We start from the raw sequence: 21,509 nt of genomic DNA on the forward strand, positions 1-21,509 counted from the left end.
GATACCATACCAGCGTAAAAAAATAATAAGAAAGCGTACCTAAAAAATTTCATTTACCCCAAATACTTCGGACAAGGGCAATATTAGATATAGGTGCGAGAAGGAACTAATTATTGTTGTCAATGACGCTCTACATATAGTGAAATGTAAAATTCCTACTATCAGGATACCTGAAAGGCCCTAATTTTTCTTTACCCTATAGGTAATCCTCTTATTTGTAATCAAAGAGTTGGCCCTAATTTCACTTAAAGGAGAAAACTCAGAAGTGCTATTTGACAACGTTGCTGTAGCCGTAATCAACTCCCCAATGATTACTCCGGGAGGTAATGGAATGGTGAACTTAAATTTGTTGGTGTTGTCAGTATTTCCGTCCATATCGGTATATGGTAGAACATTTGAATCCTGATCCGACCCACTGCCTTCAACCAGTGTTCCTATATACACTTGACCTTCACCATAGTCCCTTAAAAGTCCCAATTCATTATCACCGGCACTGGCAGTGCCTTCGTTAATATCGGTCATAAAAAATTCCAAGGTCGCTCCAGGTCGTGACCAACCTTCCACTGTTAATGAAGTAACACTTCCATATACACCCGATATTATCGGAAAATTGAGGCTGCCGTTAGATCCTCCATCGGCATCGTTCAAATCATTTAGGGTAACACCATCGCCTAAAATATCTATACCCAAGGCTGGTGCATTGGTACCATTTGCATAAAATGAGTTCTGACTTACTAGATTACCGTTCCCGGACCCAATTAAGGCGATTCCCGCACCTCCATTGCTGTGGATTACATTATTGGTTATTTGAGAGTTGCTACCTGCCAATTCTATACCCATATCTTCCGGATCCACACCACAATTACCACCATCCTGACCTGAACCTGTTATCGTATTTTCGGTTATAATAAGATTTCCCGATGATGAGGCAGCATCTATACCCAAGGAGGCCGCATTCTCAATTAAGTTTTGTTGTATTACGATACCACTGCCCCCATTGATCATGATGTTATCATCACAGGGTGCATCGCCATTGGAAGTAATATGATTGTTCTCGGATAATGTTCGAGGTTCCACCATTTATGAGTATACCACCATCTGTATTGGTGGCAATATAATTGGAATCTACCAGCATATTTCCACCTAAATTCTCTACTGCAATATCGATATCACCTGCATTTACCCCGCAGGCATTAACCCCCAAAAGGTTGTTTTGAATATCAATACTTCCACCATCTATTCTGATACCAGCGTTGTTGTTGGCATATACTGAGAGGTTCCTTATTTGGATGTTATTCGCATTAATTTTAAATACATCACCCCCATTTCTATGAACCTGAATCTCAGGTAAATCGTAATTGGGCAATGCTACGGCAGAGGTCCCGACAGCAGTACCCCCAGCACCTATTGAACCAGTATTTGTGTTACCGTAATAGGCGGTCTGAGTACGCCCATCAATTTTAGTATTATCAGAAGAAATATTCGAAAGAGGATTTCCATTCGAAATAAAAATATCAAAATACCCTCCGTAATAATTGGAATCCGCTGACCTACCCAGCGGATCGCCGGAGGATGGTATCATAAAAACAGACGTATCTTCACCCGAAGCCGGATCAAATAGCCCATTAGCCTCAATATCAAGACCTGCCTCATCCAAGTTGTTGGAATTTATGATAAACTGTTCCAACGATCCCTGCCCATCTTCATTAGTATTTACGATGGTATTAAAATTATAACCGAAGTCGATATTTCCCAATCCACCTCCCGAAATTGTTACAGAACTAACGGATTGAGCTCCGGTAAATATTCCAGCTCCCACATCTTCCTGATCGGGAAATGCCCCTCCGATTTCACTAGTTACATAATTATAGGAGGTGCCGTTATGTGACGTCCTGAAAGTTTGTACCGGCCAACAAGTGGAACATGCACTTCCCCCTCCCCTGCTGGATCTGACGGTCGAATTCACCACACGAATATTATATGTACCATCTGCCATACCACCGAAGGCGTATTCACCATTGGCATCCGTTGTATCGGAATTCCATAAATTTCCTAAGTTATCATAGATTTCAACGGTGGCACCCACAACAGGAACACCGGAAGATGTGGCCATGTTTCTACCAGCCCCGCCGCCGTAATCGACATCCTCAAAAACGGTACCCGCAATTAGGTTTGACTGCACTTTAAGTACCACGGCATTGGAGATTACAAAATCCTGACCCATGGCTACATTGGCCGTGAATTGGGTATCGCCAGGGTCTAGGATACTCGTTAGATCGTATGTGTCCCAGTCCAAGCCGTATGATGTTGTAATATTTATAGTTGTTGGTGTGGTATTATCATAAATGGTACTATTATAGGGATTATTCCCAGTCTGCCCTCCGTCTCCCGTTAAATTGACGGCTGGATCTCCAGGCACACTGATGGATAAGTTTTCCACCACCGACCCTGATCCGGCACCCACAATGTTTTCATCGCCTTCCCAGGATAAAAAAGAAGCTTTTGAACCTGCCCCACTAATCGCATAAAAACTATCCAATGTATAACTGTTGGTATCATCGCTTATTCCATAAAAACCTTGGTACACATTTATAGTTGATACGGGTAAAGATGGCTCCTCATAGAATATCATAAGTGCCCAACCTCCCAATACCGTTGAGGAACTGCAGTAGGTGGCTGAATTATCTATATCCAAATCTGTAAACGTGAAATCTGCCGTGTTTAAATTGGCCTTTGCCTGTACAATGGAGGTTACATCACTTACGTAGCCATTAAACTGCCTTGTAGTAATGAAAGATGTATAGGCTTGGTCAGCTGTAACATTTTGTCCCTCGAATGTGACATTCGTATCCAACGTACCATTGGAATGGGCCCAATACAGATATGCCTTTTCAATAGTGGCACCTACAGGAACATCCACCAAAAGTGGTGCCTGAGAAGTTGCTTGTATCTGACAAGCATCGTTATTGGAATTATTATTAGGAAGGGTTCTTAATGAGCCTCCCGTTGAAGTGTAGTCAAAGTTACCATTAAACTCTCTAACCAGCACCAAAGGAGGGTTAACTTGAACTTCATCATCATTAATAGTAATCGTTCCGTTGTCAGTTATATCAACCGAAGGATTACTTGAACCCGTTAGGTCCAAAATGAAACTTTCCCGCCCCTCAAGTGAACTATCATCCAAAATTGTAACCGTAACCGTTTCAGTATCTCCAACAGTACCGTGAAAAATTAAGAGTACCGAAGTAAAGGTATAGTCCGACCCACTTATAGCAGTATTGTCAACAGTTTGAAAGTTAACGCTAAAACTACCTGTATTAGTTGCTGTATGGGTCACTGTAATGTCAACAGTACCAGCAGTTTCATCTACGGAAACATCAGTGATTTCAACTACTGGGTTATAAAATGCCGTAAATAACACATTATCGATAAAAATAGTATCTCCATTTTGCCAGTCAGTATCCCTGGGATAAAAAATGATTGCTGGATTGGAATCGATTTCGGCAGCGGTGAGATTGTATGTTATGGTACCAGTAGTATTACTGTCTACACTCCCTACCAAATTCCAAAACGCCGTATTACTGTTATAAATGTAAACATCCATGATTTCTCCACCCCTAGATGTACCGTCAAAATCCAAGGTTAGTTGAACACTTGATGCTCCTGCCAATGGTACAAATCGATAAATCCAATCATCATCACTATTAGAAAAGCGCAAACGCCCTGAAGTAATTCTTGTAGAACCACTACCGGGATTGTTATTATCATTGTTCTCAATCCAATTAGAACTAAAATTCTGACTACCATCATTATTTGAATATGAAGCTGAACTAAAATTATCCCTAAAGGTCTCCTGACTCCAAGAAACATTAGCGGCTACCATTAATGAAATAATCAAAAGCAGTTTAAAGAACTTCATTTCTATACAACTTTTTGCAATTAAACGAAGTTAACGCTTGGGAAGGGTATCAATAAACAATTGTTGTGAAAGGGCTGATCGATGAAGTGTAGCCCTTAAAAAACGTTATACAGTTTTTTAATGATGACCTCCAAAACAAGAAAAGACAGCCCTTTTGGCTGTCTTCTCATTTTGAAACTATTGTTCTATTTTATTCGAAAATTATAAATTCCGATCTTCTGTTGACATCGTGTTTAGCAGATGAACATGGAACACCATCTGCACATTCGTTCAACAATTTAGATTCGCCAAAGCCCTCGCTTAACAACCTATCCCTAGAAATACCTTTGTTCACCATGTAATTTACTGTTGATTCTGCTCTCTTTTGAGACAACCAAAGATTATAAGCGGCAGGTCCCCTACTATCTGTGTGGGAATTGACCTTGATCTTTAGACTAGGGTATTTTTCCATGGCAGCGATTACCTTTTCTATTTCCACTTCTGAGTCCTTTCTTATATTGTATTTGTCGAAATCGAAATAAATGGTACTCAGCTGTAACAGTTTGGCCAAATCATCCCCGTAACCAGCGGTTATTCTGTCCCTTTCCAAATAAAAATCGATGATTTTCGGTTTGCCGTCCGAAACACCAATATACTCCTCATGAGGGGTATAGCCTTCCATTAAAGCCCTAACAAAATTCCCTTGATTGCAATCCAAAACCAAACTGTAGGTTCCTTTTGAATCCGTGATGGTGGATAAAATCTCTACATTATCCTCGTTGATTACCTTAACCGTGGCTCCTACCAACACCTGATTGGAAATTTTGTCCCTAACAGTTCCTGTTACCTGTTGGATACAATCAAAAACCAAAGGTTCGTTTTCAACAAAAGCATAAATGTCATCATAGCCCATTCCACTATCCCGATTGGATGCAAAATAGCCCTTTCGGTTTTCCTCATTAAAAATAAAGGTGAAATCATCCTTAACACTGTTAACAGGTTCGCCTACATTCATGACGTTACCGTTAAAATCTTTGCGTTTTATTTTCGTTCCGAAAACATCCAAACCTCCCAATCCCGGATGTCCATCCGATGAAAAATAGAGATTCTCCTCTTCCGTGACAAATGGAAAAGTTTCCCGCGCTTCCGTATTTATATTTTCTCCTAAGTTGACGGGAGGACCAAAAGTTCTATCCTTGTTGATTTCTACCATGAATATATCGGAAGCGCCTAATGTTCCTGGCATATCCGATGCGAAATACAGGGTCTTTTCATCCGGACTCAAAGCTGGATGCGCTACCGAATAGGAATCACTATTAAATGGAAGTTCCTCTACCTCGCCCCACACACCATCTTCCATCATTTGGGCCCTAAATATCTTAAGACGAATCATACCTTCTTCGTCCTTTTTATATTTGCCTTCCACTATATTATTTCGAGTAAAATAGAGTGTTTGCCCATCTTTTGTTGTTATGGAAGTGGATTCATGCAAACGCGTATTCACATAATCGTCTAATTTTACGACTTTGCTATTTGAGGTACTGTCGGCATTCACCTTGTACAAGTCCAAAAAATCCTGACCATTCCAAGTATGTCTATTTCTCGCGAAGTTTCCTGTATCCCTATCGGACGAAAAGATAAGACCTTCCTCATAAAAGGAAGGTGCAAATTCTGAATAAGCAGAATTGTAAGGGAAAGAATTCAATTCATACCTACCGAATTCTTTTTAATATCCGCTAGATAATCTTCCATACTCTTATATTGTTTGGCCCGCACGTCATTGGACGTCATTTCGGTAAACTTGCCCATAATTTCATCTGCCCTATCATAGTCCTCCAATGATTTTAGGGTTTGGGCATATTTGAAATAGTCTTCGGCCGTAACCTCGGATTGAAATTCAGTAACTAACCTATTATAAATTTTCCCTGCTTCCTTATAGTCTGCATTGAAGTAATAAGAATTTCCCAATTTTCGCAATAAATCAGCCGATACAAACCCCTTGTCCAACACTTTCTTATAAATATCAATGGCGGGGCTAAAGGAATACTCTTCATATTTTTCATCTCCCTTTTTTAAAAACCTTTCTTGGGCAAACGAAATTCCCGAAGCCATTTGAAAGATTATAATAAGAAAAAGGATATGTACTTTTTTTAACATTTGCATATTTTAGAAGAATCGGGGTGATACTAAACGTTGAAAGGATCTGACCAAATCAAACCTCAGAAAAACTTCAAATGAACCATCATTGAACTGGGTTCCCCCAAGTTCCGTAGTTTCCCTATCATACGCCAAACCCAACATGAACTGTTCCGATATTTGAAAACCTACCAAGCCACTAATAGCGGCATCCCAGCGATAGGCGGCTCCAAAGGTAAACTTGTCGTTAAACATGAAGTTAGCCGATAAATCGACTTGCAAAGGGGCTCCACCCACTACCTTGGTCAATAAAGCGGGTTTGAATCTTAGATTACCGTTCAAATCAAAAACATAGCCAGTAATCAAATAAAAATTGATTCTTTCTTGGGAAACAAATTGAACCGCACTAGCATCCCTATTTGAGTTATCAAAATAATCCGTCTGTAACAAATTAGGTGCCGATAGCCCTGCATAGAAATTATTGGTGTGATAATACATTCCTAATCCAAAATTTGGGGAAAACCTGCTATCTATATTATCCGTTCGAACCACCTCATTATCAAAATTTCTTAGTTTGATAAAATCAAGACTTAAAATATTTCCTCCAGCCTTAAGCCCAAACGAAAGTTTTGCATCCCTGGAAACATCAATGGTATAGGAGAGCATAGCATCGAGATAGGTCTCCTGCACGATCCCATCTCCAATTTCATCGTTTACGATAGATACCCCATAACCCAATTTACTATTTCTAATGGGTGAATGTAAGTTTAGGGTAAAAGTACTTGGTGCTCCTTCCAACCCTACCCATTGAGATCTGTATAGTGCCGCTGCGCTCAATTGACCGCGTGATCCCACATAACCAGGATTAACTGTCATGGTATTATACATATACTGCGTATATTGAGCGTCTTGCTGCGCATTCGCCTCATCTAAAAAGATAAAAGTTATAGCTAAAAAAGTTAGAATCTTGTATCTGATATTCATATAGTTATGCTTTTATCGGCTGATGTAAATATACTCACTATCCACAATATTTTCTCCGTCCAAGGTAGTATAGTTGAATATGTAAAAATAAACCCCGTAAGGCAAATAATCATTTACGCTAAGTGTTGAACGACCCCTAGAGCGACCATCAAAAACATTGTTCTGATTGTTATAATTTTCACCCTCATAAACGGATACGCCCCATCTATTGAAAATTTTCAAGGTACTCTGTCGTATATTCTCTGTACCACGAATAAAGAGGAAATCATTCTTACCATCTCCATTGGGTGTCAACAATTGATTTACCTCGACTTTTTGAGTAATAGATTCTTCTACTATGATGGTTACAGTAGCTGTATCACAGTTACCTTCGGTATCACAGACCGTGTATTCAAAACTATCCGTTCCATTGAAACCTTCATTAGGAGTATAAACGATGGTATCGTCCGTAATGTCATCAGGTGTGCCACCATCATCTATGGTGACCGTTCCACTCGAAGGATCCGTGACCGTCAACTCACCATCCGATGGAATTCCCGTGTCGTTGGCCAAAACATCGATTTCCGTAGCCGTATCCTCCTGGTATGGAGACCTCGTCGTCCACAACATCCAATACCGGTGGCGTACCTACCGTTATGGTCACAGTGGCAGTATCGCAATTTCCTTCCGTATCACAGACCGTGTATTCAAAACTGTCCGTTCCATTGAAACTTTCATTTGGAGTGTAAACGATTGTATCGTCAGTAATATCGGCCGGTGTGCCACCATCATCTATGGTGACCGTTCCACTTGAAGGGTCCGTGACCGTCAACTCACCATCCGATGGAATTCCCGTGTCGTTGGCCAAAACATCAATTTCCGTAGCCGTATCCTCTCGGTATGGAGACCTCGTCGTCCACAACGTCCAAAACCGGTGGCGTACCTACCATTATGGTCACAGTGGCAGTATCGCAATTACCTTCCGTATCACAGACCGTGTATTCAAAACTGTCCGTTCCATTAAAGCCATCATTTGGAGTGTAAACGATTGTATCGTCAGTAATATCGTCCGGTGTGCCACCATCATCTATGGTAACCGTTCCACTCGAAGGGTCCGTGACCGTCAACTCTCCATCCGATGGAATTCCTGTATCGTTGGCCAAAACGTCGATTTCCGTAGCCGTACCCTCCGGTATAGAGACCTCGTCGTCCACAACATCCAATACCGGTGGCGTACCTACCGTTATGGTCACAGTGGCAGTATCGCAATTTCCTTCCGTATCACAGACCGTGTATTCAAAACTGTCCGTTCCATTGAAGCTTTCATTTGGAATGTAAACGATTGTATCGTCAGTAATATCGTCCGGTGTGCCACCATCATCTATGGTAACCGTTCCGCTTGATGGATCCGTGACCGTCAACTCTCCATCGGACGGAATTCCTGTATCATTGGCCAAAACATCTATTTCCGTAGCCGTATCCTCCGGTACGGAGACCTCGTCGTCCATAACATCCAATACCGGTGGCGTACCTACCGTTATGGTCACAGTGGCCGTGTCACAGTTACCTTCCGTATCACAGACCGTGTATTCAAAAGTGTCCGTTCCATTGAAGCTCTCATTTGGAGTGTAAACGATTGTATCATCGGTAATATCGTCCGGTGTGCCACCATCATCTATGGTAACCGTTCCGCTTGATGGATCCGTGACCGTCAACTCTCCATCGGACGGAATTCCTGTATCATTGGCCAAAACGTCGATTTCCGTAGCAGTATCCTCTGGTATGGAGACCTCGTCGTCCACAACGTCGAGTATTTCTGTAATAGGGTCTAAATAGTCAGGAGTACTGTCTTCATCAGTATCATCATTGGTCGGATCACTGTCTCCATTGGAATCCTCATCCGGAGTGTTGATACCGTCACCATCGTCATCCAGGTCCCTATAGTTCACATCCTCGGTGCCGTCCGTATCAGGAAGGTCGTTGGCAGGATCGTCGATTTCATCGTTTACATCAAAGCCATCGCTTACATCACTGCCCTCGTATCCGTCATCAAGGCCATCTCCATCTGTATCGATTCCAGTAAAAGTCTCAGTCCGGGATACCATCAAAGTTAAAGTCGTTCCCTTCGTTGTTGTCCGGTACCAAATCGTTGTCGGTATCATCGTCCGGATAATCGACTTCGTCTGTTCCATCCGTATTCACAGGGGTCAAACCGTCGGGATAGGCACTGTTCACCCCGTCGTTGCTCACATAGGTGGCGGCATCGTCATCGTTAGGTGCAATGTATCCGAGAGGTTGTCCGGGCCTCTACGTTGTCGGGAATTCCGTCATTGTCGCTGTCGATGTCCAAATGGTTGGGATAGCCATCACCATCCGTGTCCAACGGATTCGTTAGTGGGTCGTTATCATCATCCAGATTAGGGTCCTCAACGGTATCCAATATTCCATCGTTATCATCGTCCAAGTCCGTAATGTCAGGAACTCCATCTCCATCGGTATCAGGACCTTGATTATTGTCTACATCCAAATAGTTGGGCCTCCCATCATCATCCGTATCATCATCCGTGGGATCATTATTTCCGTTTACATCTTCTTCAGGGGTAGTTAATCCATCTCCATCATCATCTAAATCTCTAAAGTTAACATCATCGGTTCCATCCGTATCTCGGAAGGTGGTTGGCCGGATCGTCGATCTCATCGTTGACATCAAATCCATCGTTAATATCACTGCCCTCAAAACCATCATCCAGTCCATCGCCATCCATATCTGTACCCGTTGCATATTGATCAGGTATTCCATCAAAATTGAAATCGTTCCCCTCATTATTGTCCGGAACCCAGTCGTCATCACTGTCAAAATCTTGATAATCTGGCTTATCAGGTGGAGGCGTACCATCAGTATTTACCGGTATCAATCCCCCAATATATGCGCTATTGATCCCTTGGTTTGATATGTAGGTAGATGGAGAGTCATCATTTGGAGCAATATAATTAGCCGTTGCTTGAGCCTCCACATTATCAGGAATACCATCCCCATCGGTGTCAATATCCAATTGATTTGGATAACCATCATTGTCCCTATCGTTCAACACTATTCCTTCTCCTGCCCCAGGGTGACTTTCATATATATCATCCAATCCGTTCCCATCACTATCCACGCCGATTTGGGTTTATAATTATGGAAATTTTGGGACTCTAGATTATCCAAAATACCGTCATTATCAGAATCTAAATCCAAATAATCAGGCACTCCATCACCATCCGTATCCGTTGGATTAGTTGTATAATCATTATCACCATCAAGGTTTCCATCCTCCACAGTATTGATAATACCATCACCATCAGTATCAATATCTACATCATCATAAACACCATCTCCATCATAATCCCAATAATAAATAGTATTATAATCAATAGTTGAATATTTGTTGGAATAGGCCATAATTCCCAAAGGGAAAGCCAAAAAAAGAAATGTAAAGAACAGAAAATTCCCTAGATACTTTATGAAACTTCCACAATTCAATGTTCTATCTTCCATACGGGATATTGTTTAATTAACATATATCCAAAGCATATGAATTTCAAGCTGGTAGGATTTGGGTTTTTCCTAACGAAAATTACACGCAAGATACTTCTTAATATTTCAGTTATTGTGTAATTCGGATGACTTGTTGATAAATCTCCATAAACTGTGAAAAAGTTCTTAACTCACTGATTCTATCGTATTGATTAAGACACGTTTATAATTTTTTAGGTCACATTAAAAGGAATAAACCAGTAGTGGTTACCCCCACAACTCCATAAATATTCAAATTAGCTTATTTTTGCGGCAAATTTTGACCGAATGAGCTTTAAGAATGAGATAGAAAGAAGAAGAACCTTTGGTATTATTTCCCATCCGGATGCTGGAAAGACTACCCTAACGGAAAAATTACTCCTTTTTGGAGGAGCGATACAGGAAGCGGGAGCAGTTAAAAATAATAAAATAAAAAAAACCGCCACCAGTGACTTCATGGAAATTGAGCGACAACGAGGAATATCGGTAGCAACTTCCGTTTTAGCATTTATTTACAAGGACAAAAAAATCAATATTCTAGATACTCCAGGACACAAGGATTTTGCCGAAGATACCTTTAGAACATTGACAGCTGTTGATAGTGTTATAGTGGTTATTGATGTTGCCAAAGGTGTGGAGGAGCAAACCGAAAAACTTGTGGAGGTTTGCCGAATGAGAAAAATACCAATGTTGGTTTTCATAAACAAGCTAGATAGGGAAGGTCAAGATGCATTCGATCTATTAGATGAACTTGAACAAAAATTAGGACTTTCTGTTACACCTCTTAGTTTTCCAATTGGAATGGGATATGATTTTAAAGGCATTTACAATATCTACGAAAAAAACATAAATCTATTCAGCGGGGACAGTAAAAAGAACATTGAAGAAACTATAGCTTTTGACGACATAGAAAGTCCGAATTGGAAAAAATAATAGGTTCTAAGGCAGCGGAGAATCTTAGGGAAAATCTTGATTTGGTTTGGGGCGTATATCCGAGACTTTGACAAGGAGCTTTATTTAAAAGGGGAGCAACAACCCGTATTCTTTGGTTCCGCCCTTAACAATTTTGGCGTTAGAGAACTGTTGGACTGTTTTATTGAAATTGCGCCCTCTCCAAAGGCAAAAATGGCAGAGGAACGATTGGTAAAGGCCGATGAAAAAAACTTAACGGGATTTGTGTTTAAAATCCATGCAAATATGGATCCAAAGCACAGAGATCGATTAGCATTTGTAAAAGTTGTTTCCGGTACTTTTGAAAGAAACAAGCCTTATTTACATGTACGACTTGACAAAAATTTAAAATTCTCAAGTCCCAATGCCTTTTTTGCCGAGAAAAAAGAAATTGTTGATATCTCTTATCCTGGTGATATCGTAGGACTGCATGATACTGGAAATTTCAAGATTGGAGATACCTTGACCGAAGGTGAGGTATTGCACTATAAGGGCATACCCAGTTTCTCGCCGGAACATTTTAGGTATATCAATAATGCGAATCCTATGAAATCCAAACAACTTTACAAGGGAATAGACCAATTAATGGATGAAGGGGTAGCACAACTTTTTACATTAGAAATGAATGGCAGAAAGGTTATTGGTACCGTAGGTGCTCTTCAATTTGAGGTCATTCAGTATCGCTTGGAACATGAGTATGGGGCTAAGTGTAGTTATGAAAACTTTCCGGTATACAAAGCTTGTTGGGTTGGTACTGATAATACAAAAAGTGAGGAATACAAGGAGTTTATTCGAGTAAAGCAAAAGTTTTTGGCAAAGGACAAGAGAGGACAATTGGTTTTCTTAGCCGATTCTCAATTTTCTTTACAGATGGCCCAACAAAAATATCCTTCCGTTAAACTATACTTTACTTCTGAGTTTGAATGAAAAAGAGCCACTTAAAGTGGCTCTTTTTATGCTTCTCCTGTTGGACCAAAGTTTAATGGTATGGTTGGCTGCTCATAATCCTTAATGGTACCATGTGCCTTCTCAAAGCGCTGTACATTATCATTAAGAGCCTTTAAAAACTTTTTGGCATGTTGGGGCGTAAGAATAATTCTACTCTTTACCTTTGCTTTAGGCGCGCCCGGCATCAAGCTGATAAAATCAACCACGAATTCCGAGACCGAATGATTAATGATAGCCAAATTAGAGTAAACTCCCTCCGAAGTTTTTTCGTCCAGCTCAATATTGATCTGTTTTTGATTCTGATTTTTATTTTCGCTCATCGGTATATATCAAAATTAACAATTAAAAAAGCCCTCATTTAATGAGGGCTTTTTAGTATTAGAATCTCAAGGCCTCTTTTCTCGCCATTATCTCATCGTATTCTTCCTTAGAACCAACTATGATGTTTTCATAGTCTCTCATACCCGTACCAGCAGGTATTTTGTGGCCTACGATAACATTTTCTTTTAGTCCTTCTAAAGTATCTACTTTACCGCTTACGGCAGCTTCGTTCAGTACTTTAGTAGTTTCCTGGAACGATGCAGCGGATATAAACGATTTGGTCTGCAAGGAAGCTCCGGTTATACCTTGTAAAATAGGTGTTGCCGTTGCTGCAATTGCATCCCTAGCTTCAACTAAAGCCTTATCACTTCGTTTTAAAATTGAGTTTTCATCACGAAGCTCCCTTAAAGTAACAATCTGTCCTGGTTTCAGATTTTCAGAATCACCAGCTTCCATAACAACCTTTTTTCCAAAAATCTCATCATTTTCGATGATAAAATCATCTTTATGAATCAATTGGTTCTCTAGGAAAATAGTATCTCCCGGATCTTCTATTCTAACCTTACGCATCATCTGCCTAACGACCACCTCAAAGTGTTTATCATTAATTTTTACACCTTGTAAACGATATACTTCCTGCACTTCATTTACCAGGTACTGTTGTACAGCCGATGGTCCCTTGATGGCCAATATATCCTCCGGCGTAATCGATCCGTCGGAAAGTGGCATACCAGCTCTCACATAATCGTTCTCCTGAACCAAAATCTGATTGGAGAGTTTCACCAAGTATTTCTTGACTTCTCCTAACTTGGACTCGATGATAATCTCTCGATTACCTCTTTTTATCTTACCGAATGAGACTACACCGTCAATTTCGGATACTACCGCTGGGTTAGATGGATTACGGGCTTCGAATAATTCGGTTACCCTTGGAAGACCACCGGTAATATCCCCTGCCTTTGCAGACTTACGTGGGATTTTCACCAAAATCTTACCTTCTTTAATCTTATCACCATTGTCCACCATGATATGGGAACCTACAGGAAGGTTGTAAGAACGTAATGTCTCTCCTTTACTATCCTGAATAAGTAGCGTAGGAATCAACTTTTTGTTTCTTGACTCTGAAATTACCTTTTCCTGGAATCCAGTCTGCTCGTCAATCTCTACTTGATAAGTTACACCTTGCTCAATATTCTCATAGGCAATTTTACCCGGAAATTCTGATACAATAACACCATTATACGGATCCCAAGAACAAATTAAATCTCCTTTTTGAACCTTGGCTCCATCTTCTATAAATAATTGCGAACCGTATGGGATATTATTGGTGCTTAGAGTAATACCTGTTTTGGCATCAACCACCTTAATTTCGGTAGTTCTAGAAATAACGATGTCTACTATCTTACCTTCTGAGTTTTCACCTTTAACCGTTCTCAAATCCTCAATTTCGGCAATACCGGAGAATTTAGCCTCCAATTTATTGTCCTCGGAAATGTTACCAGCGATTCCACCCACGTGGAAGGTACGAAGTGTCAACTGAGTACCTGGTTCACCGATTGACTGTGCTGCCACAACTCCAACTGCCTCACCCCTTTGAACCATCTTATTGGTTGAAAGGTTTCTACCATAACATTTAGCACAAATTCCTTGTTGTGCCTCACAAGTCAATGCTGATCTCACTTCAACCGTTTCAATAGCGGAAGCCTCAATTTTCTTAACATCGGACTCCATGATTTCCTGACCGGCCTTCAATAACATCTCCTCAGAAATTGGGTCATAGACATCGTGCAAGGATACACGTCCAAGAATTCTTTCTCCCAAGGACTCCACTATTTCCTCGTTTTTCTTCAATGCCTGAACCTCTACTCCACGTAAGGTTTCACAATCCTCGATATTGATAATAACATCTTGGGAAACATCTACCAAACGACGCGTTAGATAACCGGCATCAGCTGTTTTAAGAGCCGTATCCGCCAATCCCTTACGTGCACCGTGCGTAGAAATAAAGTATTCAAGAATTGAAAGACCTTCCTTAAAGTTGGAAAGAATCGGGTTTTCAATAATCTCTCCACCACCTGCAGTCGATTTCTTCGGTTTCGCCATCAATCCTCGCATACCTGTCAACTGACGAATCTGTTCCTTGGAACCCCTAGCACCTGAATCAAGCATCATATACACGGAGTTAAAGCCTTGCTGATCTTCCCTGATACGCTTCATGGCCAACTCGGTCAACATGGCGTTCGTGGAAGTCCACACATCGATTACCTGATTGTAACGTTCGTTATTGGTGATTAGACCCATGTTATAGTTGGCCATAATACCATCGACCTGACCGTTGGCATCATTGATCATATCGTGCTTTTCTTCGGGATAATGATATCCCCCAAGCTGAAGGACAATCCGCCTTTAAAAGCGAACTCGTATCCCATAGTCTTGATCTTGTCCAAGAAATCCGCAGTAGTTGGCACATCGGTAACGGAAAGTATGTCACCAATGATATCCCTTAGAGATTTCTTGTTCAATACCTTATTGATATAACCGGCAGCTTCGGGCACTTCCATGTTGAACAATACCCTTCCCACGGTAGTTGGAATAATCTGGTATACCAATTCTCCTGCTTCATTAAAATCCTTCGCCCTAACTTTAATACCGGCGTTCAACGCAACTTTTCCTTCGTTGAAAGCGATTTCCACTTCTTCTGCGGAATAGAAAGTCAAACCTTCACCTTTTACTGGAACTTCCGGCGTTGATTTACGCTCTTTTGTCATATAGTAAAGACCCAAGACCATATCCTGGGAAGGTACCGTAATTGGCGAACCATTTGCCGGGTTCAAGATATTATGGGAAGCCAACATCAACAGTTGTGCTTCCAAAATGGCCTCAGGACCCAACGGAAGGTGAACCGCCATCTGGTCACCATCAAAATCCGCGTTAAAGGCGGTACAAACCAATGGGTGCAGACGAATAGCCTTACCTTCAATCAATTTGGGCTGAAATGCCTGAATACCCAATCTGTGTAATGTAGGGGCACGGTTCAGCAATACCGGATGTCCTTTCAGGACATTTTCCAAAATATCCCAAACAACAGGCTCTTTCTTATCTATTATTTTCTTGGCGGACTTCACCGTTTTTACAATGCCCCTTTCAATTAATTTCCTAATTACGAAAGGCTTGTACAGCTCGGCAGCCATATCTTTTGGAAGACCACATTCGAACAATTTCATTTCAGATCCTACAACGATAACCGAACGTGCAGAGTAATCCACCCGCTTACCAAGAAGGTTTTGACGGAAACGACCTTGTTTACCCTTCAAAGAATCCGAAAGGGATTTTAAAGGTCTATTTGATTCCGTTTTAACCGCCGATGCTTTTCTTGTATTGTCAAAAAGAGAATCCACGGCTTCCTGAAGCATACGTTTCTCGTTTCTAAGAATAACTTCCGGTGCCTTTATCTCAACCAACCTTTTTAAACGATTGTTTCTGATAATGACCCTTCTGTACAAATCGTTCAAATCTGAAGTTGCGAAACGTCCACCGTCCAAAGGAACCAACGGTCTTAATTCGGCGGAATTACCGGAATAACCTTCATGATCATCCACTCCGGAAGATTCTCACGATTGTCCTGGGACTCCCTTAAGGCCTCCACAACTTGAAGTCTCTTTAGAGCCTCGGTTTTTCTTTGCTTGGAAGTCTCCGTATTTGCCTTGTGCCTCAATTCAAAAGATAGTTCCTTTAAATTGATTCTGCCCAAAAGATCTATCAAACATTCCGCACCCATCTTGGCGATGAACTTGTTTGGATCGGTATCCTCCAAGTATTGATTCTCTTGTGGAATGGATTCCAAAATGTTCAGATATTCCTCCTCAGTCAAGAAATCCATTTTTTGGATTTCCTCTCCCTCAGGACCTTTGGCGATACCAGGCTGAATTACTACATACCTTTCGTAGTAGATGATCATATCCAATTTTTTGGAAGGCAGCCCTAACAAGTACCCAATTTTATTCGGTAAGGAACGGAAATACCAAATATGTGCGACAGGAACCACCAAATTGATATGACCTACCCTATCCCTACGTACCTTTTTCTCGGTAACTTCAACACCACATCGGTCACAAACAATACCTCGGTAACGGATTCTCTTATACTTTCCACACGCACATTCGTAGTCCTTCACAGGTCCGAATATACGCTCACAGAACAATCCGTCACGTTCCGGTTTGTGGGTTCTATAATTGATTGTTTCAGGCTTTAAAACCTCACCTCTCGGACTCTGCCAAAATTGCTTCGGGCGAAGCCAATCCGATTGAAATTTTATCAAACCTTTTTACTTGGTTATTATCTTTTAATCTAGCCATAATAGCGTACTGATAATGATTTTAAATGTGTTTAAAACAGCCTCTTAAAGACCATCGTTATTCTTCCAACCTGATATCCAAACCTAATCCCTTAAGCTCGTGCATCAATACATTGAAAGATTCGCGCAAACCAGGTTCCGGCATCGTCTCACCTTTTACGATGGATTCGTAGGTCTTGGCCCTGCCGATAACATCATCCGATTTAACGGTCAATATTTCACGTAAGGTTGCCGATGCACCGTACGCCTCCAAGGCCCAAACTTCCATCTCCCCAAAACGCTGACCACCAAATTGTGCTTTACCACCCAATGGCTGTTGCGTAATCAAAGAGTAAGGTCCTATGGAACGTGCATGCATCTTATCATCTACCATGTGACCTAATTTCAGCATGTAGATAACACCAACTGTTGCCGGCTGGTCAAAACGCTGCCCTGTACCACCATCATAAAGATGTGTGTGCCCAAATCTAGGGATACCGGCCTCATCCGTATAGGCGTTGATTTCATCCAAGGATGCACCATCGAAAATTGGGGTAGCGAATTTTCTACCCAGTTTCAATCCGGCCCAACCCAACACGGTTTCATATATCTGACCAATGTTCATACGGGAAGGTACACCTAACGGGTTCAATACAATATCAACCGGTGTTCCGTCCTCTAAGAAAGGCATATCCTCCTGACGCACGATTCTGGATACGATACCTTTGTTACCGTGACGGCCCGCCATTTTATCACCTACTTTAAGCTTACGTTTTTTGGCAATATAGACTTTGGCCAATTTCATAATACCCGCTGGTAATTCATCCCCAACGGAAATCGTAAACTTATCCCTTCTCAAGTTTCCTTGAAGATCGTTCAACTTGATCTTATAGTTGTGAAGCAAATCGGCAACAGAATTGTTGGTATCCGTATCCGTAGTCCAGCTTCCGCTCACCAAGTGTGCGAAATCGTCCACGGAGTTCAACATCTTCATGGTATATTTCTTACCTTTTGGCAATACCTCCTCACCCAAATCATTCAATACACCTTGGGAAGTTTTTCCATTTACCAGGGTAAATAGTTTCTCTACCAATATATCTTTTAGCTCTTGGAATTTAACTTCATATTCCAATTCCAGTTTGGAAAGTTCCTCCTTGTCCTCAGAACGCTTTCTCTTATCCTTTACAGATCTTGAAAACAACTTCTTATCGATAACCACACCTCGTAAAGATGGGGAAGCTTTCAAAGAAGCATCCTTTACATCACCTGCTTTATCACCAAAGATGGCACGTAACAACTTCTCTTCGGAGTTGGGTCTGATTCCCCTTTTGGAGTAATCTTACCAATAAGGATATCTCCTGGCTTCACTTCGGCACCAATACGAATCATACCATTTTCATCCAAATCCTTTGTTGCCTCTTCGGAAACGTTCGGAATATCATGGGTAAGCTCTTCTGCACCCAATTTGGTATCGCGCACCTCCAAAGAATATTCATCAACATGGATAGAGGTAAAAATATCTTCTCTAACCACTTTCTCAGAAATTACGATTGCATCCTCAAAGTTATATCCCTTCCAAGGCATGAACGCTACTGTAAGGTTTCTACCTAAAGCCAGTTCACCCTTCTCGGTTGCATATCCCTCACACAATACCTGACCTTTCTTAACTCTGTCCCCTTTCTTAACAATAGGCTTCAAGTTAATGCTAGTACCTTGATTCGTCTTTCTGAACTTTACCAAGTAATACGTCTTCTCATCCTCATCAAAAGAAATCAATCTTTCCTCATCAGTCCTATCATATTTGATGATGATTTTCTGTGAATCTACATATTCGATGACACCATCACCTTCAGCATTTATCAAAACCCTAGAATCCGAGGCCACTTGCCTTTCAAGACCTGTACCCACAATTGGAGATTGAGGTTTTAAAAGAGGAACCGCCTGACGCATCATGTTGGATCCCATCAAGGCACGGTTAGCATCATCATGCTCCAAGAAAGGAATCAAGGATGCGGATATGGATGCAATTTGGTTTGGAGCAACGTCCGTATAGTGGATTTCGGCTGGATCAACTACTGGGAAGTCACCTTCCTCCCTTGCAATAACCTTATCGGTATCTATCTGCCCATTTTCCTTTAAAGGAATATTTGCCTGCGCAATCTTCATTCCTTCTTCTTCCTCGGCACTTAAATATGTGTAATTTTCTAAATCAACCTTAGAGTCTTCCACTTTTCTATATGGAGTTTCCAAGAAGCCCATTGGGTTCACTTTGGCAAATACAGAGAGTGAAGAAATCAAACCAATGTTCGGACCTTCAGGTGTTTCAATAGGACAAAGACGTCCATAATGCGTATAGTGAACGTCACGTACCTCAAAACCTGCTCTTTCCCTGGAAAGACCGCCTGGCCCAAGTGCAGATAATCTTCTTTTGTGCGTTATCTCAGCAAGTGGATTGGTCTCAGTCCATAAACTGAGATAACTGGTTTGTACCAAAGAATGAATTGATTACAGAAGACAAAGTCTTTGCATTAATCAAATCGATAGGAGTAAACACCTCATTGTCACGTACGTTCATACGCTCACGAATTGTTCTTGCCATACGTGCAAGACCCACACCAAATTGTTGAGACAATTGTTCACCTACCGTACGAACACGACGGTTTGAAAGGTGGTCTATATCATCAATCTCCGCTTTCGAGTTGATAAGCTCAATCAAATATTTTATAATGGTTATGATATCTTCCTTGGTCAAAACTTGTTTGTCCATTCCAATATCAAGACCTAATTTTTTGTTCATTCTATAACGACCAACTTCACCTAAGTTGTAACGCTGATCTGAGAAGAACAATTTATCAATAATACCCCTGGCCGTTTCCTCATCGGGTGGCTCGGCATTACGTAATTGTCTGTAAATATGTTCAACAGCCTCCTTTTCAGAGTTCGTTGGATCCTTTTGAAGTGTATTATGAATAATCGCATAATCAGACTGCGCATTATTCTCTTTATGCAAAAGAATTGTCTTAACGTCGGCCTCTAAAATCTCTGCAATATGTTCTTTCTCAAGAACTGTATCACGATCCAAAACGATCTCGTTTCTCTCAATGGAAACTACCTCACCGGTATCCTCATCCACAAAATCCTCGTGCCAAGTGTTCAAAACCCTTGCAGCAAGTTTACGTCCTAGTACCTTTTTAAGACCTGCATTGGAAACCTTAACTTCCTCTGAAAGGTCAAAAATTTCCAAAATATCCTTGTCCCTTTCAAAACCAATGGCTCTAAATAGGGTGGTTACGGGTAATTTTTTCTTTCTATCAATATAAGCGTACATTACGCCATTGATATCGGTAGCAAATTCTATCCAAGAACCTTTAAAAGGAATAACCCTGGCAGAATACAATTTTGTACCGTTTGCATGGAAAGACTGTCCAAAGAATACACCAGGAGAACGGTGTAATTGGGAAACCACTACTCTTTCCGCTCCATTTATAACAAAAGTACCACTTGGAGTCATGTAGGGTATTGTCCCTAAATAAACGTCCTGTACAATAGTTTCAAAATCTTCGTGTTCCGGATCGGTACAATATAACTTTAACCTAGCCTTTAACGGAACGCTATAAGTAAGACCCCGCTCAATACACTCTTGAATGGAGTATCTTGGTGGATCGATAAAATAATCTAAAAATTCCAGTACGAACTGATTTCTAGTATCAGTTATGGGGAAGTTTTCCATGAAGGTATTGTACAATCCCTCATCACCTCTTTGATCAGATTTGGTTTCAAGTTGAAAAAAATCTTGAAAGGATTTAATCTGAATATCCAAGAAATCCGGATACTGCGGAGTATTCTTAGCGGATGCAAAATTTATTCTTTCAGTCTGATTTGTGAACATCTACGGACAGTGTTTTGATCGTGAGTACTATTGGGGTGGTATATCACTTAATATACCTGATTCTATAAAAAGGCTTAGGTCTAGCCGCAAAATGCGAAAAGACCTAAACCAAATGCAATATGGTAAAGCTATTATTTAAGCTCAACTTCTGCTCCTGCTTCTTCCAATGATTTTTTGATACCTTCTGCCTCGTCTTTAGCGATACCTTCTTTAACAGCTTTTGGTGCGCTATCAACGATATCTTTAGCATCTTTCAATCCTAAACCAGTTAATTCCTTAACCAATTTAACTACAGCAAGCTTAGAAGCTCCTGCTGATTTCAAAATTACATCGAATTCTGATTTTTCCTCTGCAGCTTCACCAGCTTCAGCGGCACCACCACCAGCAGCAACAGCTACTGCAGCAGCAGCAGGCTCAATACCGTATTCTTCTTTTAATATATCAGCTAACTCGTTTACTTCTTTTACTGTAAGGTTAACCAATTGTTCTGCGAAATCTTTTAAATCTGCCATTT

General features: G+C 40.9%; 12 protein-coding genes and 4 pseudogenes. 1 reads left to right on the plus strand and 15 read right to left on the minus strand.

Going from position 1 to position 21,509, the window contains the following annotated elements:
- Positions 1–180 precede the first annotated feature (180 nt).
- From NYZ99_RS13495 to NYZ99_RS13545, 11 genes and pseudogenes are all read right to left on the minus strand, one after another.
- Positions 181–1,080 (minus strand): right-handed parallel beta-helix repeat-containing protein, encoded by a 900-nt coding sequence (locus NYZ99_RS13495; RefSeq protein ID WP_260571666.1) that lies wholly within the window; start codon positions 1,078–1,080, stop codon positions 181–183.
- Positions 1,016–3,919, minus strand: coding sequence for a Calx-beta domain-containing protein (locus NYZ99_RS13500; protein ID WP_260571668.1), 2,904 nt, complete (start codon positions 3,917–3,919; stop codon positions 1,016–1,018). The genes NYZ99_RS13495 and NYZ99_RS13500 overlap by 65 nt, the downstream gene beginning before the upstream one ends.
- Before the next feature lie 190 nt (positions 3,920–4,109).
- A pseudogene (locus tag NYZ99_RS13505) lies at positions 4,110–6,055 on the minus strand (OmpA family protein).
- Between the two features lie 9 nt (positions 6,056–6,064).
- Positions 6,065–7,018 carry a PorP/SprF family type IX secretion system membrane protein gene (locus tag NYZ99_RS13510; protein ID WP_260571670.1) on the minus strand — a complete coding sequence of 318 codons (954 nt, stop codon included), beginning with the start codon at positions 7,016–7,018 and terminating at the stop codon, positions 6,065–6,067.
- A 12-nt stretch (positions 7,019–7,030) separates the two neighbouring features.
- The gene (locus NYZ99_RS13515) at positions 7,031–7,627 is read right to left on the minus strand and encodes a T9SS type B sorting domain-containing protein (RefSeq protein WP_260571672.1); all 597 of its coding nucleotides are present in this window, start codon (positions 7,625–7,627) and stop codon (positions 7,031–7,033) included.
- Complete coding sequence (locus tag NYZ99_RS13520) at positions 7,536–7,919, minus strand: cadherin-like domain-containing protein (protein WP_260571674.1); 384 nt, start codon at positions 7,917–7,919, stop codon at positions 7,536–7,538. Before NYZ99_RS13520 ends, NYZ99_RS13515 begins: the two co-directional genes overlap by 92 nt.
- Positions 7,870–9,102 carry a cadherin-like domain-containing protein gene (locus tag NYZ99_RS13525; RefSeq protein ID WP_260571676.1) on the minus strand — a complete coding sequence of 411 codons (1,233 nt, stop codon included), beginning with the start codon at positions 9,100–9,102 and terminating at the stop codon, positions 7,870–7,872. Before NYZ99_RS13525 ends, NYZ99_RS13520 begins: the two co-directional genes overlap by 50 nt.
- On the minus strand, positions 9,086–9,247 hold the full coding sequence (locus NYZ99_RS13530; RefSeq protein ID WP_260571677.1) for a hypothetical protein: 162 nt from the start codon (positions 9,245–9,247) through the stop codon (positions 9,086–9,088). Before NYZ99_RS13530 ends, NYZ99_RS13525 begins: the two co-directional genes overlap by 17 nt.
- A gap of 22 nt (positions 9,248–9,269) precedes the next feature.
- Positions 9,270–9,695, minus strand: coding sequence for a hypothetical protein (locus tag NYZ99_RS13535; RefSeq protein ID WP_260571680.1), 426 nt, complete (start codon positions 9,693–9,695; stop codon positions 9,270–9,272).
- Positions 9,643–10,155 carry a hypothetical protein gene (locus NYZ99_RS13540; protein ID WP_260571681.1) on the minus strand — a complete coding sequence of 171 codons (513 nt, stop codon included), beginning with the start codon at positions 10,153–10,155 and terminating at the stop codon, positions 9,643–9,645. The genes NYZ99_RS13535 and NYZ99_RS13540 overlap by 53 nt, the downstream gene beginning before the upstream one ends.
- Entirely contained in the window at positions 10,089–10,535 is a 447-nt protein-coding gene (locus NYZ99_RS13545; RefSeq protein WP_260571682.1) for a hypothetical protein, read from the minus strand. Before NYZ99_RS13545 ends, NYZ99_RS13540 begins: the two co-directional genes overlap by 67 nt.
- Positions 10,536–10,841: 306 nt before the next feature.
- Between NYZ99_RS13545 and NYZ99_RS13550 the strand changes: the two are divergent.
- Positions 10,842–12,431, plus strand: a pseudogene (locus NYZ99_RS13550) (peptide chain release factor 3).
- 26 nt (positions 12,432–12,457) lie between these two features.
- Here the strand turns inward: NYZ99_RS13550 and NYZ99_RS13555 are convergent.
- The 4 genes and pseudogenes from NYZ99_RS13555 to rplL all read right to left on the minus strand — a co-directional run bounded on the left by NYZ99_RS13555 (position 12,458) and on the right by rplL (position 21,507).
- The gene (locus NYZ99_RS13555; protein WP_260571684.1) at positions 12,458–12,772 is read right to left on the minus strand and encodes a DUF3467 domain-containing protein; all 315 of its coding nucleotides are present in this window, start codon (positions 12,770–12,772) and stop codon (positions 12,458–12,460) included.
- A 58-nt stretch (positions 12,773–12,830) separates the two neighbouring features.
- Positions 12,831–17,128: pseudogene (rpoC, locus tag NYZ99_RS13560) on the minus strand (DNA-directed RNA polymerase subunit beta').
- Between the two features lie 57 nt (positions 17,129–17,185).
- Positions 17,186–20,995 (minus strand): annotated as a pseudogene (gene rpoB / locus NYZ99_RS13565) (DNA-directed RNA polymerase subunit beta).
- 131 nt (positions 20,996–21,126) lie between these two features.
- Positions 21,127–21,507: a 50S ribosomal protein L7/L12 gene (rplL, locus tag NYZ99_RS13570; protein ID WP_260571686.1), complete on the minus strand. Its 381-nt coding sequence runs from the start codon at positions 21,505–21,507 to the stop codon at positions 21,127–21,129.
- Between the last annotated feature and the right edge of the window lie 2 nt (positions 21,508–21,509).

The organism is Maribacter litopenaei (assembly GCF_025244665.1).
Lineage (GTDB): Bacteria > Bacteroidota > Bacteroidia > Flavobacteriales > Flavobacteriaceae > Maribacter > Maribacter litopenaei.

Bases quoted from the DNA above. Each gene is read 5' to 3' on its own strand.
- NYZ99_RS13510 (WP_260571670.1), bottom strand. From the start codon at position 7,018: ATGAATATCAGATACAAGATTCTAACTTTTTTAGCTATAACTTTTATC.
- NYZ99_RS13545 (WP_260571682.1), bottom strand. From the start codon at position 10,535: ATGGAAGATAGAACATTGAATTGTGGAAGTTTCATAAAGTATCTAGGG.
- NYZ99_RS13525 (WP_260571676.1), bottom strand. From the start codon at position 9,102: ATGGTATCCCGGACTGAGACTTTTACTGGAATCGATACAGATGGAGAT.
- NYZ99_RS13555 (WP_260571684.1), bottom strand. From the start codon at position 12,772: ATGAGCGAAAATAAAAATCAGAATCAAAAACAGATCAATATTGAGCTG.
- NYZ99_RS13495 (WP_260571666.1), bottom strand. From the start codon at position 1,080: ATGGTGGAACCTCGAACATTATCCGAGAACAATCATATTACTTCCAAT.
- NYZ99_RS13500 (WP_260571668.1), bottom strand. From the start codon at position 3,919: ATGAAGTTCTTTAAACTGCTTTTGATTATTTCATTAATGGTAGCCGCT.
- NYZ99_RS13515 (WP_260571672.1), bottom strand. From the start codon at position 7,627: ATGTTGTGGACGACGAGGTCTCCATACCAGGAGGATACGGCTACGGAA.
- rplL (WP_260571686.1), bottom strand. From the start codon at position 21,507: ATGGCAGATTTAAAAGATTTCGCAGAACAATTGGTTAACCTTACAGTA.
- NYZ99_RS13535 (WP_260571680.1), bottom strand. From the start codon at position 9,695: ATGAGATCGACGATCCGGCCAACCACCTTCCGAGATACGGATGGAACC.